Consider the following 14,132-nt stretch of genomic DNA (forward strand, 5'->3'; position numbering starts at 1 on the left):
ATGTCACGAGCCGTCGCCGGATATCGCGAGATGACCATGGCCAGTAGTGAACCCAGTAGCGGTATCGAGTGGCGAGATGGCCATGGCCCTTAGCGAACAACTATTGGGGCCGTCGAGCGGCGCGGCCGAGGCGCGCGGCCTGGAGTGCGGTCGGTCGCGTCACATCGCGCTGGCTTGTCTGTTGATGGTCGCGTCCGGCTTCGCCGGGCTCGCTTATCAAATCGTCTGGACCCAACAGAGCACGTCCTGGCTCGGCCACGAGTCGGCGGCCGTGCTCGCGGTCGTGGCGGCGTTCTTCGGCGGATTGGCGCTGGGTGCCCTGACGCTCGGCTCTCGCATCGATCGGAGTGCGCGACCGGCGCGTTGGTACGCGGGCTGTGAGGTTGTCATCGGCGTCTGGAGCCTGACGCTCGCGACGTTGCTCGAGCCGGCGTCGAGTGCGTTGCTTGGCTTGATTGGCCCGCAACCGTCGGCGTCGTGGCATTGGTTCGTCGCCTTCTTCGGCACGGCGGTACTGCTGCTTCCTGCGACGGTGGCAATGGGAGCGACGCTGCCGGCGATGGAACGCGTGTTCGCGGCGACCTCCGTTAGGAATATCTCGATCAGCGCGCTGTATGCGGCGAATACGGCCGGCGCCGTCGTCGGCGTGATCGCGGCTGCGTTCTGGCTCGTGCCGCAGCTCGGATTGGCTCATTCCGCCCTGGCGTGTGCGGTGCTGAACTTCGCCTGCGCGGCCGTGGCGCTGAGTTTGCAAACGAAGGGCTCGAACCGTGAGCGCGAGCGAGGGATCGAAACCGCGCGCCGTCCGTCGCACATTCTCTTATTACTCGGCGCGACGGGCTTGCTCGGCATCGGCTACGAAGTGCTGGTCGTTCGCGCGCTCAGTCAGGTCGCCGAGAACACGGTCTATACGTTTGCGCTGCTGCTCGCGGTCTACCTGATCGGCACCGCGCTCGGCGCGGCGATCTATGGCCGCTGGCTGGCTCGCAAGGCCCCGCCAGGCGACGCTACATCAACCGCCGCGAACTCAGTAGCAAGCTCGCGCGCAGCGCCGAGCGGCGCGGCCACCGACAACCTACTCACCGCTCTGATTCAAACCCTCGCCGCCACCTGCCTCCTCGGCTCCCTCCTCCTCACCGGCGCCGACGACATCAAGAACTCGCTGATCGCCCTGCTCGGCCCGAGCGTAACCGCTGCGCTCGCCGGCGAAGTGGCGATAGCCATCCTCGCATTCCTGCTGCCCACAATCGTAATGGGCGCCCTCTTCAGCCACCTGAGCACCAGCGCCCGTGACGGCGGCATCAGCTTCGGCCACGCCATCGGTGTGAACACGCTCGGCGCAGCCATCGCTCCGCTCTTATTCGGCGTCGTGCTCCTGCCCATGCTGGGATTGAAAACAGCATTGCTCCTGATCTCCGCGGGCTACTTGTTACTAGCCGCGAGACAGACCTGGTCGCGCCCCGTGCAATGGGCACTGATCGCCGCCACCGCCGCAGGCATCATCTGGGGCCCGTCGCTCCACAATACTCACATTCCCGAGGGCGGCCGGCTGGTGAGTTATTTCGAAGGCGTGATGGCCAGCGTCAGCGTGATCGAAGACGAGTCCGGCATCGCGACCCTTCATATCAACAACCGGCAACAGGAAGGCAGCAGCGCCACGCTGCTCGCGGACGCACGGCAGGCACTCCTGCCCGTCCTGCTCCACCCGAACCCGAAACACGCGTTGTTTCTTGGCCTGGGCACCGGCCTGACCTCGTCCTCGGCGACGCTGCAACCCAATCTGCAAGTCGACGTTGTCGAACTGGTCCCGGAGGTCATCGACGCCGCCGCTCACTTCGAAAGCGCCTACTCGAGCAACGCCGACCGCTCCCGCATGCACACGATGAGCGCCGACGCACGACGCTTCATCCGCACCAGCGAGCAACGCTACGATGTGATCGTCGCCGACAACTTCCACCCCGCCCGCAGCGGCTCGGCTTCTTTATATACAGTCGAGCACTTCGAAGCCGTCCGCCAACGGCTGTCGGACGGCGGCGTGTTCTGCCAGTGGTTGCCGCTGCATCAGCTCGATCTCGACACCCTGCGCAGCATCGTTCGCTCGTTCATGGCCGTGTATCCGCACGGCGCGGCAGTACTCGCAACGCTCAGCTTGGACACACCCACCGTCGGCTTGATCGCTCACCGCGATGGCGAGCTCTTCAGCCGCGACGAAGTGCGCACTCAACTCTCCGCAGCACGCGCCTACAACGTGCAAGGCTTCGGCCTTACGGACGACCTCGCCCTGCTCGGCAATTTCTTCGCCGGCCCTCAGGCACTGCAAACATTTGCCGGCACCGCGCCACTCAACACCGACGACCGTCCGATCGTCGCGTACCGCGCACCGAATATCACTTACTCGCCCACATCGACACCGCGTGAACGATTGCTGCAATTGCTGGGCGCCGTGACCGTCAGCCCGGAAGAAATCCTGAGCGGCGGGCAACACTCAGACTGGGATCGCCGGCTCGCGGCTTATTGGAGCGCTCGCAATCGTTTCATCGCCGCCGGTCGCGCTGTGCGGCCCACCTCCGACGTTCGCGACATGCTGGCGCAAGTGCGCGACCCGCTGCTCGAAGTGCTGCACCTCAGTCCGGATTTTCGCCCCGCTTACGATCCACTGGTCCGCATGGCGGCCGCGCTGGCCGGCGTGGATGGTGCCGCCGCGCGCTCCTTGCTGAGCGAATTGCAGCAGGCACAGCCCGATCGGCCGGAAGCCGCGCGATTGTTGAGCGAGATCGACTCACAGGCGCAATGAGCCGGCGTCGACGCCGCCGAAACATTCGACGCCACTGAAATCCGCGCCCGACGTCGCTGGCGGGATCGACACCCCCTATAATCGGCACACGCCGATCAACCAGTGGCTCATGTCAGCACCGTCCTTGTATTCGAGGCTTCTCGGCCCGGCTTTCGAAGCTCTGCCGCCCGCTCTCAAGAGCATTCACGACGCCCGCCGCTCCAAACGGTACGTCGGCCGATGTGACATTCGCGGCGGCGGTCCGATCGCCAGAACTATTGCCCGCCTCGCAGGCCTGCCCATCGCCCGGACCGACGCCCCCATCGAAGTCATCGTCAATGTCACGGCGAGCAGCGAGGACTGGATACGAAAGTTCGGCAAGCAACGCATGCAATCGCGACTGAACTATCGCCGGCAACGAATGGAAGAGCGGCTCGGACCGATCGTGCTGGCCTTCGACCTGTCTGCACAGCAGGATCGTATCGTTTGGTCCTTGTACAGCGCGCGTCTGGCATTGTTTCCTGTGCCGCTGACCTGGCTGCTGAAATGCGGAGCGACCGAATCCCTCGACGACGGGCGCTACGCCTTCGATGTGAGCGCGCACGTGCGCGGTATCGGTCTCGTCATTCATTACAAAGGATGGTTGGTCGAACATGAGTGACCGGGCGATGAAGTCCGTCGTCGTCCTCGGTGGCTATGGCAACTTCGGCCGCCGCATCGTCGGCGCGCTGGCCCGTGAGCCAGGCGCTCGCGTATTTGTTTCCGGGCGTGATTTGCAGCAGGCCGCGGCCGTCGCGCAGGAGATCGGCGGCTCGGCGGAGCCGCTTCGTCTCGATGCTAGCGCGGGAGACTTCACCGCTGAACTGCGCAAGGTGGGCGCGTCGATCGTCGTTCATACCGCCGGGCCTTTCCAAGGACAGGACTATGCCGTACCCCGCGCTTGCATCGCCGCCCATGCTCACTACCTCGATCTCGCCGACGGGCGCGGATTCGTATGCGGCATCAGGGCTCTCGATGAAGAAGCGAAGCTCAATGACACGCTCGTCGTCAGCGGCGCGAGTTCCGTGCCTGCACTTTCATCCGCCGTCGTCGACGCCCTCGGCGCGCAGTTCTCATCGATCGAGAGCATCGATCACGGCATCACCTCCGGCGCGCGGCCGCCGGGCAAAGCGACGATGGATGGTGTGCTCGCCTACGCGGGCAAGCCCTTCAAACAATGGCGCGACGGCCAGTGGCAGCAAGTGCGCGGCTGGCAGGATCTGACGCATCGTTTGTATCCCACCCCGATCCAGGGACGCTGGATCGCGAACTGCGATGTTCCCGACCTGGATTTGTTTCCTGAACGATATCGACCGGTGCAGACCGTGCAGTTCCGCGCCGGCGTCGGCCCGGCATCGAGCATGATTGGGCTGTGGTTTGCTTCCTGGCTGGTGCGAGTCGGATTGCTCACCTCATTGCGCAGTTGGGTGCCCGCACTCCATCGCACCGCCAGCACCCTCGCCCCTTTCGGCTCGAAGCGCAGCGCCATGCATGTGACGATTCGCGGCACCGCTTTGAACGGCGAGCCCGCGGTACGCAACTGGTTTCTCTTGGCCGATCAGGATCACGGCCCGTTCATTCCCTGCTTCCCTGCCATCGCGCTGGCCCGCAAACTGATTCGCGATGAAGTCGCCGCACGCGGCGCCATGCCATGCATGGGCCTGCTCACCGTGGACGACATCATCTCCATCGGCGATGGTCTCGACCTGCGCGTCGTCGTGGGCTGAGTCATTATTTCGCCGGCCGGTCCTGCTTCTGCTCGGCGATCAATTCGAGTGCCTTGTCCAAGGCCTGCGCCTGGTCGATAACCACTTCGGGCTGCACCCCCACACCTTGCCAATTGCCGCCAGTGATGGGATTCAGCGACTTCTCCACGACTGACCACAGCACGAAGTGCGGATGAATGCGCTTGTATGTAAATGGATGCGCGCCCCCGCCCGATGGTTCGCCCACGATGGTCGCGCGCTTCAGCGCCTGCAGATCGTAGGCCAACGCTTCCGCGGCCGAGAACGTTCGCTTCGATGTCAGCACGTACACGGGCTTGGTCCCACCGAACTTCGCACCCGGAACGTAGGGCAGTGTGAAATTCTGCGTGGTCTTGCCGGTCGGGCGGTTGTAAGTACCGCTGAGCGGTTGCTGCGTATCGAAGAGATAGCTGGCAACCAACGCGACTGTATCCATGCCACCGCCGTTCCGACGCAAATCGATGATGAGCGCGTCCGTGTGAGCAATGACCTGCATTGCCGCGGCGACCGTATCGCCTCCCATGCTGGACGGAGGGAACACCGCTAAGTCGAGCAGGCCGACGTTGTTTGCGAGACGCTCCGCTTTACGCACGCCGAAGTTGACGTGCGCGCCGTAGTAGCGCTCCATCTCCTGCTCGTTGAACTCCGCATCCGCGGCGGCCTGATCAGAAGGCAGCTCCTTCTCGGAATATTCGACATTGAGATGACCGTCGCCCGTCTCGGCCCGCAACTTATCTCTCAGTGCCTCCGCAACCGCCGTGCCGTCGCCGGCATTCTCCAGCAACGCTCGAACCGACCTGTCGCGCAGTCGTTTGGCGGCACGCTTGCCTACCACTGGATCGATGTACTCTGTTTCCAAGTGCGCAATGACGGCATCGAGCACTCGCTTACGATCGGTGTCGGTAATCGGCGCGCCATAGGCGGCCGTGATGAAGAGTGACGCAACGATTGCGACTGCCGACTTGATCCCCGCCATATGTTTCCTTCAAATTCCAGACTGGCTCGCCTTCAATAATAGAGACCGCGCCATGTTCAGTCATGTCCATCTCGGAACTCGGGATCTGCCACGCGCGGAGGCGTTCTACGACGCCATACTTCTTCCCATCGGATTGCAACGCCGACAAGTCATTCCCGATGGCGGGCCCGACTGCGCGTGCTGGATCGCACCCGATCGTGCTCTGCCCCGCTTCTACATCACGATGCCGTTCAACAAAAAGGCAGCGTCGGCGGGCAACGGCACGATGGTCGCCTTCCTGGCCCCCAATCCCGCCGCCGTCGATCAGGCCTATCATGCCGGCATCGCCGCCGGCGGCTCCGACGAAGGCCCACCCGGCGAACGCCTCCACTACGGCAAAGGCTACTACGGCGCCTATCTTCGCGATCCCGACGGCAACAAAGTTCACATCGTCCATCGCGGCGACATGGCATGAACAACGAAGGCCGCACCCACGAGCGGCGCGGCCTTCAAGTCAGGAATCCGTTCCGGTCAACTATTCCTCAAGCAGTGCGACGGCGACGGACGACGCCCATGCCGGCGAGCGCCGAGCCGAGCAGCCAGAACGCGGCCGGCAGCGGCACCGGGGTGATGCTCACGTCCATGGAGTAGGCGAAGATGCCTTCCAGCGGGAAGCCCGACTCGCCGCCGACGGCGATCGTGTACACGCCGCTCGCAGGCAATACCAGGTTCAGCAGGCTGGTGCCGATCGCGCCAGTCACGGGATTGGTGCCGGCGACAAAAAGGTTGTCACCGAAATCGCCGTAGTTGCTGAAGCCCGGAATGAACAGCTCCATCTGTTCGACCACGCCCTGATACACACTCACGCCGAACTCGATCGCCGAGGACTGCACCACGATGGACAGCACATCGCCCGCGTTCGCGCTGAACGACCAGAAGTTGACCTGGTCGCCATCGATTGCGTTCGACTCGATCCAGGCGCTGGAGCTGGTGACGCTGCTCTCGACCGTGCCGCCGCCGGTGAGATCGCCGCTCAGCACTTGAGCGAACGACGACACCGGCAACAACAGCACGGCCCACAGCCATACCGCACGAATGATGTTTCTCATTGCGACACTCCTTACAGCGCGCCGTTGTCCCAGGGACCCGTGATCGCCAGCGTGATGCCCGGCGTCTGCAGGTTCACGAACATCCACTTCTCGAAGAAGGTCGCGCCACACCACTCGGTGTTGGTGTAGTTGCCCGGCGGGATGAGCGCGGTGATGTTGCCACCTGCATTCAACGCCGCATCGGCCTGCTGCAGCTGAGCGGCGGTGAAGTTCATGCGGTTTTCCGCGAAGATGAACGTGCCGCCACTCTGAGTCAGACCACGCAGACGCTGGATGCTGTTGCCACCGTCTTCGCACAGCACGATGCCGCCGCGCGGGCTGACAGCGATGTTGTCCGGCATGTTGACCATGTTGTTGCCGATACCGGCACCGGCCGAGTTGAACACCATCGTCAAGGTCTCACGACGCGGGTCGTAGCAGAACACCTGCCCCTGGCGAGCGACGCCGCCGCTGGTGCTGACGAAATAGATCTTTCCGCTGTCGTAGTAAGCGCCTTCCAAGCGTGCGAAGCCCGCGCGCCCCGGAGCGGAGTTGTAGACGCGACCGTTGATCGCTTCGACGTCCGTCACTTGCACCCACTCGGTGCTCCAGGTGGTGCCGACCGGGAAGTCGACGTACACACCGCCGATGCCACTGAAGTTGAAGTTGTCGGTGCCGACCACTTTCATCGCCCACAGCGTGCCGCCCATGTGCAGCTTGCCGTACTGATTCGGCACGAACTTGTAGAACGCGCTCGGCGTAACGTCTTCCGTCTGATACACGATGCCAGTGGCCGGATCGACAGCAACAGCTTCCCACTCCGACTTGCCCATCGCGCGCAGCGGCTGACCGGTCGCCGCGCCGTAGCCCGGTACTTCGAAGATCCAGCCGTGACGCACGCCGGCCGGAGAAACATCGCCCGCTTCTTCGCAGCTCAGCCACGAACCCCAAGGCGTACGGCCGCCGGCGCAGTTACGCACCGTGCCCGTCAGCGACGCATACGAGCTCACGAACTTACCCGTCGCAGTATCGAACAACACGTTGGTCGTGCCGCCGCGGGCATAGGTCGGGTCGTAAGCCGCAGGCGCGTTGAACGCGACACCGCCGGTGCCCTGTTCATGATTGCGAACCATCACGATCTGGCTGCCCTTCGCCGCGACGACGGCCATGCCGTCATGCAGGCTCGGCGTGCGCTGGCCGTCAGCCATCGGCTGACCGGTCCAGCCGTAGCTGCGATACGTGAAGCCGGCAGGCAACGCGATCAGCGGCAGGCCGGTGGTGAGATCGTTGACCGGAGCGACCGGACCATAATCGTCCGAGTACGGCAGCTCGGCCGCACTGACTTCGCGACGCGCGAGCATCGCGGCGAAAGAAATCGATGCGGCACCCACCACACCGTTACGAATGAATTCACGACGATTGGCCACCGGAACGACTTCTTCGGCCGAAAGCGGCCGAGGCCCTTTCGGCACGCTCGCCAAAAGGCGCGACTTTTGGCGAGCTTCGTCGTCCGCGCTCGGCTCACGAGTTTGATCGGTCATTGCTGAACCCCTCACAGTTCTTGGAAATGAAATGTGCCGGGCAGCAGAGAACGAAGCCGTGGCTTGCGACTGCTGGCGCGGCGCGAGGATTGTTCAGCGAAGGTGTTTAATGAAGATGGCGTGGGCGCGAACGCTCAATGACCAAGCGCGCATGAGCTCGCGCCCCTGTCATACGTAAACTGACAGCGACGTCAGATTAGCGTTGTCGACGTCGTTGCGCCTGCCAGTAACGAATGATCACGAAGCCGGTGGCCATGCCGCCCAGATGCGCGAAGTGCGCGATGCCCGACGCGGTCTGAGTCACGCCCATCACCAGTTCGAAGATGCCGTACAGCGTGACGAACAACCACGCCGGCATCGGAATCGGAGGAAATATCAGCATCAGCATGCGACGAGGAAACGCCATGCCGTAGGCGAGCAGCAAACCGAACACGCCGCCCGACGCGCCGATCACCGGTCCCGACATTCCACCCGTGGCCGTCGTGACGATCAGATGCATGGCCGCCGCGCCGATCACACACATCAAGTAGTAGAAGAGATAACGCCGCGAGCCGAACAGCCGCTCGATGTCCGAACCGAACATGAACAGCGCGAACATGTTGAAGAACAGATGCGCCACGCCGCCATGCAGGAACCCGTACGTCAACAGCTGCCAGACATGGAAGGCCGGGTAGCCGTACTGCTCGCCCTGTGGTGGCCACAACGCGAACAGCACGTCGATCAGCCCGCCCAGCAGATACTGCAGGCCGAACATCACGACATTGATCAGGATCAGTGCTTTGTTGAGCGGGGTAATGCTGGGCATCGAAACTCTATGCGGGCGGGCCGTGGCGATTAAAGCGGGCCCGAAACAAAAGCCCACCATGCGGTGGGCTCATAGGGGGATCGAGGTTACAGCAAGGGGTCGCGGATTTCGACCGTGGTCGGGCGCAGCAGTTCCCCGAAAGTGTAGGATGCGGCTCAATGGCCGAACAATCACAATTCAAACTGCTGGTCCAACGCCGTTTCCTGCCGTTCTTCGGCGCCCAGGCGCTCGGCGCGTTCAACGACAATGTCTACAAGAACACGCTCGTTATCCTCGCAACCTACCAGGCAGCGAGCTACACCCGGCTGGAACCGTCGCTGCTGACCAACATCGCCGCCGGCCTGTTCATCCTGCCGTTCGTGCTGTTCTCGGGCATGGCCGGGCAGCTGGCGGATCGCTACGACAAGGCGCGGGTGCTGAAGTTCGTCAAGGCGGCCGAGATCGCCATCATGGGCGTCGCGGGCTTCGGCTTCGCCACCCACGATATAGAAGTGTTGCTCGCTGCCCTGTTCCTGATGGGCATGCACTCCACCTTCTTCGCCCCCGCCAAGTACGGCTTGTTGCCGGAAGTCCTGCGCGACTCGGAACTGGTCGGCGGCAATGCCATGGTGGAGATGGGCACGTTCGTCGCGATTGTGCTCGGCACACTCATCGCCGGCCTGCTCGCGGCCCATGGCGGCACCGCGTTGATCGTGACGACGCTCGTGGCCATTGCATTGTTGGGCTTTCTGAGCAGTCTGGCGATTCCGAAACTGCAGCCCGCGGCGCCGACGCTGAAGATCGATTGGCGCCCGTGGACCTCGACCTGGGAAAACCTGCGCGCTGCCGGCGAGTCGCGCACGGTCTTTCTATCCATCCTCGGCATCTCGTGGTTCTGGTTCTACGGCGCGCTGGTGCTCGCGCAACTGCCGCTCTACACCAAGGACGTGCTCGGCGGCAGCGAAGAAGTCGTGACGGTGCTGCTGGTGATGTTCTCCGCCGGCGTGGGCATCGGCTCTTTGCTCTGCGAGCGCTTGTCCGGTCGCCAGGTCGAAATCGGCCTGGTGCCGTTCGGCTCGATCGGCCTCACGGTGTTCGCAGTCGATCTGTATCTCGCGACGCCTGCGATGGCGGGCACCAACCTGTCGGCGCGCGACTTCATCCACGCGCCGGGCTCCTGGCGTGTACTGATGGATATGGCGCTGATCGGTCTGTTCGGCGGTTTGTTCATCGTGCCGCTGTACGCGATGGTTCAACAACGCACGCGTCGCGAAGTCATGTCGCGCGTCATCGGTGCGAACAGCATTCTCAACGCGGTGTTCATGGTCGTCGCCGCCGGCGTCGCGGCCCTCGCGCTGCATTTCGGGCTGACGATTCCCCAACTGTTACTGCTGACCGGCGTGCTGAACGCGTTCGTCGCCATTTATATCTACAGTCTGGTGCCCGAGTTCCTGTTGCGCTTCGTCGCGTGGCTGCTGATCCACTTCGTGTATCGGCTCGAGCGTCGTGGCATCGAGAACATTCCCGAGCACGGCCCGGCGCTGTTGATCTGCAATCACGTGGGCTTCGCCGATGCCATCGTGATCTCGGCCGCGTGCCCGCGCCCCATCCGTTTCATCATGGAAAGCAGCATCTTCAAGATTCCGGTATTGAGCACCCTCTTCCGCGGCATGAAAGCGATCCCGGTGGCGCCTCAGAAGGAAGACCCGGAAGTGTACGAGCGCGCCTTCCAACTGGTTGCGGCCGAGCTGCGCGATGGCAATCTGGTTTGTATTTTTCCCGAAGGCCGACTCACACCCGATGGCGAGATCGGCGAGTTCCGCGCCGGCATGATGCGCATCCTGAAAGAAACACCGGTGCCGGTCGTACCGCTCTCGCTGTCCGGACTCTGGGACTCGATGCTCTCGCGCAAATACAAACAAGTGTGGAAACGCTTGCCGCGCCGGTTCCTGGCCAAGATCACGCTGCAAGCGGGCGAGCCGGTTCCGCCGGAGCAGGCTGAGGTGCATGACTTGCGACGACGCGTCGTCGCGCTGCGCGGGGCCGCTCAGTAGGCCAAAAAAAGCCCGCACCAGGCGGGCTCAACAGGGGGATCGGGTCAAAATGCGACGGTGGTCATGAAACCATCTTTGGGTCGCAGTGACACTTGTTCAAAAGTACTGTCATCAAGCCGCGACGCGATACGGGCGATACGCCAGTTTCAAATCGCGAGCCACTGCCTCACAGGTGATGGCGCCGGCATGAACATTCAAGCCCGCCGCCAGATGCGGATCGGCTGCCAGTGCTTTCTCCGCGCCGAGATCCGCCAGTTGTTTCACGTAGGGCAACGTTGCATTGGTCAACGCAAACGTCGACGTACGCGGCACGGCGCCCGGCATGTTGGTCACGCAGTAATGAATGACGCCATCGACGACGTACGTCGGGTCGGCATGCGTCGTCGGCCGGCTGGTCTCGAAGCAGCCGCCCTGGTCGATGGAAATATCCACCATCACCGCGCCCTTCTTCATCTTGCTCACCATCTCGCGCGTCACCAGCTTCGGCGCGGCGGCGCCTACCACCAGCACGGCGCCGATGACGACATCGGCCTGAGTCACCAACGATTCGATCGCCTCGGCGGTCGAGGCCATGGTCTTCAAACGACCGGCGAACAACGCATCGAGCTCGCGCAAACGCTTCAGCGAGCGATCGACAACCGTCACATCGGCGCGCATGCCCACTGCAATCTCCGCCGCCGCCGTACCCGACACACCGCCACCGAGCACCACGACTTTCGCGGGCGCCGTGCCCGGCACGCCACCGAGCAACACTCCCAATCCACCATTCGCTTTCTGCAACGTGGTGGCACCGACTTGCACCGACATGCGACCCGCCACTTCACTCATCGGCGTCAGCAGGGGCAATGAACCATTCGGCGCAGTGACTGTTTCATAAGCGATGGCCGTCGCACCGGACGCCATCAACGCATTGGCCTGCGCGGCATCGGCCGCGAGATGCAAGTAGGTGAACAGCACCTGACCCGGACGCAACATCTGGCACTCGACCAGTTGCGGCTCCTTGACCTTCACCACCATCTCAGCCCCTTCGAAGATCTCCTTCGCGGTCGCCACGATCCTGGCGCCCGCCGCGACGTACGCCGCGTCGTCAACCCCGATACCCGCACCGGCCGTACTCTGGATCAGTACCTGGTGGCCGGACGCCACCAGCTCGCGGACTCCCGCGGGCACCAGACCGACGCGATATTCGTGATTCTTGATCTCTTTCGGGACGCCGATACGCATAACACCTCGCTGAGCCGACGATGCGAAAAATTTAGGCTTCGGCCGGCGCACGAAACTGCCGCAATCAGGCGCTTTCCAACGACTTTGTGGCAGAATCTGCGGCACTCGCCCTGAGTCTCGACGGATTCTTGCGCCATGAAATTCGACCGCTTCGACCGCGCCGTGCTCCAGGCGCTCCAGCACGAAGGCCGCATTCCGAACAGCGCCCTCGCCGAGCGCGTGAATCTGTCGGAGTCCGCCTGCCTGCGACGCATCCGCCAGCTCGAGGAATCCGGCGTGATCGAGGGCTACACGGCGCTCATCAGCCAGCAGAAAGTCGGTTGCCCGGTGAACGTATTCGTCAACATCACCCTCGACCGGCAGGACGAGACCGATCTGCGCAAGTTCGAAGAGGCGGTGCGCAAGATTCCCGAGGTCATGGAGTGCTACCTGATGACCGGCGACTATGACTATGTCGTGCGCGTCGTCGTCGCCGACACCGCCGACTTCGAACGCCTCCACAGCAAGCACCTCACCCGCCTGCCCGGCGTCGCCCGCGTCCACTCCAGCTTTGCGCTGCGTACGGTGCAGAAGGCGCGCGAGCTGCCGATCAGATGACAGCTTCGTTACAAGACTGATCCGTGGCTGACGCGCACTGACGGGCATCCGTCAGCCGGCGGTCTATACAGTGGCCCGGCAGCGAAAAACATTAACGTTGACTGCCTAAGATGTTCATTTTTGGCCGGAGTGATTGAATGCGACGTCTGATTCCTTGCCTGCTCTCGTTGGCCATTCTCAGCGGCTGCGGCCTCACCCGAGGCGGTGAGTTGCCGTCGAAGTCGGCAAAGCCGGTGTTCGCTTCGGTCGAAACCGAGCCTGTGGCCAGCGCTAACGACGCCGCGGACGACCCGGCGATCTGGATCCACCCGACCGATCCGTCGCGCAGCCTGATCATCGGCACCGACAAGAAGAACGGCCTCGATGTCTACGACCTCGCCGGCAAGCGCGTGCAGACGCTGTCCGATGGCCGCTTGAACAACGTCGATCTTCGCTATGGATTTGCGCTGGGCGGCCAGGAAATCGCCATCGTCGCGGCGACCAATCGCACCGATCAAACATTGGCGCTGTATGCCGTCGATGCCAACGGCCGGCTGAGCAATGTCGCCGACGGCAAGGTCGCCACTGGCATGGCGGATCCTTATGGCCTGTGTATGTATCGCAGCGCCGCCGGTGAGTACTTCGTGTTCGCCAACGACGGCGACACCGGCCACTTCAAACAATGGCAACTCGAGGCACGCGGCGCGCGCGTTGGCGCTCGGCTGGTTCGTGAGTTCGCCGTTGGCTCGCAGGCGGAAGGTTGCGCGGCGGATGATGGGACGGCGGCGCTGTATGTTGCCGAAGAGGATGTGGGGCTCTGGCGCTATTCCGCCGCGCCCAATGGCGGCGATGCCCGTACGTCGGTCGACACTGTCGCCAAGGGCAACCTGACCGATGATGCCGAGGGTGTGACGATCTATTACGGCCCCGGGTCCACGGGTTACTTGATCGTGTCCAGCCAGGGTTCCAACGACTACAACGTTTATCGGCGTGATGGCGATAACGAGTTCATCGGGAAGTTCGCCATCGTTCCGCGCCCGGCCGGCATCGACGGCACCAGCGACACCGATGGCATCGATGTCACGAGCACTTCGCTCGGCTCCGCGTTCCCGCACGGCGTGTTTGTCGCGCAGGATGGGAAGAATACGAATCCCTCCGCGCCGCAGAATTTCAAGCTGGTGCCGTGGGAGCGGATTGCGGAGGCGCTGAAGCTGCCTCGCGCGAACTAAAAGCACTTGCGAAAGGCCGGGTTCTGGACGTTGCCGCAGCGACGTCTGGGACAATTTGCCCACCGATATGCAGGATCGGACATAGCGCTGGTCCGCCCCTCGTTATATCCTCACGGATATCGCG

At 63.2% G+C, this 14,132-nt stretch carries 12 protein-coding genes; 7 read left to right on the forward strand and 5 right to left on the reverse strand.

Annotated elements, in window-relative coordinates:
• The first annotated feature begins 82 nt into the window (after positions 1-82).
• From EKO19_RS07840 to EKO19_RS07850, 3 genes are all read left to right on the forward strand, one after another.
• A complete protein-coding gene (locus tag EKO19_RS07840) occupies positions 83-2,794 on the forward strand; it encodes a fused MFS/spermidine synthase (protein ID WP_217705173.1) in 2,712 nt (903 codons plus the stop codon).
• A gap of 109 nt (positions 2,795-2,903) precedes the next feature.
• Positions 2,904-3,434, forward strand: a complete 531-nt coding sequence (locus EKO19_RS07845; RefSeq protein WP_129775771.1) for a DUF4166 domain-containing protein — start codon at positions 2,904-2,906, stop codon at positions 3,432-3,434.
• Positions 3,427-4,539: a saccharopine dehydrogenase family protein gene (locus EKO19_RS07850; protein ID WP_129775772.1), complete on the forward strand. Its 1,113-nt coding sequence runs from the start codon at positions 3,427-3,429 to the stop codon at positions 4,537-4,539. Before EKO19_RS07845 ends, EKO19_RS07850 begins: the two co-directional genes overlap by 8 nt.
• A 4-nt stretch (positions 4,540-4,543) precedes the next feature.
• On the opposite strand, the gene EKO19_RS07855 is transcribed toward EKO19_RS07850, so the two are convergent.
• A complete protein-coding gene (locus EKO19_RS07855; RefSeq protein WP_129775773.1) occupies positions 4,544-5,533 on the reverse strand; it encodes a S41 family peptidase in 990 nt (329 codons plus the stop codon).
• Between the two features lie 52 nt (positions 5,534-5,585).
• Here EKO19_RS07855 and EKO19_RS07860 point away from each other — a divergent pair, with 52 nt between their 5' ends.
• Positions 5,586-5,987 (forward strand): VOC family protein, encoded by a 402-nt coding sequence (locus EKO19_RS07860; RefSeq protein ID WP_129775774.1) that lies wholly within the window; start codon positions 5,586-5,588, stop codon positions 5,985-5,987.
• Between the two features lie 67 nt (positions 5,988-6,054).
• On the opposite strand, the gene EKO19_RS07865 is transcribed toward EKO19_RS07860, so the two are convergent.
• The 3 genes from EKO19_RS07865 to EKO19_RS07875 all read right to left on the reverse strand — a co-directional run bounded on the left by EKO19_RS07865 (position 6,055) and on the right by EKO19_RS07875 (position 8,946).
• Positions 6,055-6,621: a VPLPA-CTERM sorting domain-containing protein gene (locus EKO19_RS07865; protein WP_129775775.1), complete on the reverse strand. Its 567-nt coding sequence runs from the start codon at positions 6,619-6,621 to the stop codon at positions 6,055-6,057.
• Positions 6,622-6,632: 11 nt separating this feature from the next.
• Complete coding sequence (locus EKO19_RS07870) at positions 6,633-8,027, reverse strand: alkaline phosphatase PhoX (protein ID WP_217705174.1); 1,395 nt, start codon at positions 8,025-8,027, stop codon at positions 6,633-6,635.
• 310 nt (positions 8,028-8,337) lie between these two features.
• A complete protein-coding gene (locus tag EKO19_RS07875) occupies positions 8,338-8,946 on the reverse strand; it encodes a rhomboid family intramembrane serine protease (protein WP_129775777.1) in 609 nt (202 codons plus the stop codon).
• Positions 8,947-9,104: 158 nt separating this feature from the next.
• On the opposite strand from EKO19_RS07875, the gene EKO19_RS07880 reads away from it, so the two are divergent.
• The gene (locus tag EKO19_RS07880) at positions 9,105-10,979 is read left to right on the forward strand and encodes an MFS transporter (RefSeq protein WP_129775778.1); all 1,875 of its coding nucleotides are present in this window, start codon (positions 9,105-9,107) and stop codon (positions 10,977-10,979) included.
• Between the two features lie 111 nt (positions 10,980-11,090).
• On the opposite strand, the gene ald is transcribed toward EKO19_RS07880, so the two are convergent.
• Positions 11,091-12,203: an alanine dehydrogenase gene (gene ald, locus EKO19_RS07885; RefSeq protein WP_129775779.1), complete on the reverse strand. Its 1,113-nt coding sequence runs from the start codon at positions 12,201-12,203 to the stop codon at positions 11,091-11,093.
• A 135-nt stretch (positions 12,204-12,338) separates the two neighbouring features.
• Here ald and EKO19_RS07890 point away from each other — a divergent pair, with 135 nt between their 5' ends.
• Positions 12,339-12,800, forward strand: coding sequence for an Lrp/AsnC family transcriptional regulator (locus tag EKO19_RS07890; RefSeq protein ID WP_129775780.1), 462 nt, complete (start codon positions 12,339-12,341; stop codon positions 12,798-12,800).
• 137 nt (positions 12,801-12,937) lie between these two features.
• A complete protein-coding gene (locus EKO19_RS07895; protein ID WP_129775781.1) occupies positions 12,938-14,008 on the forward strand; it encodes a phytase in 1,071 nt (356 codons plus the stop codon).
• Positions 14,009-14,132: the final 124 nt, after the last annotated feature.

It is taken from the genome of Peristeroidobacter soli, from assembly GCF_004138485.1.
Taxonomy (GTDB): Bacteria; Pseudomonadota; Gammaproteobacteria; order Steroidobacterales; family Steroidobacteraceae; genus Steroidobacter; species Steroidobacter soli.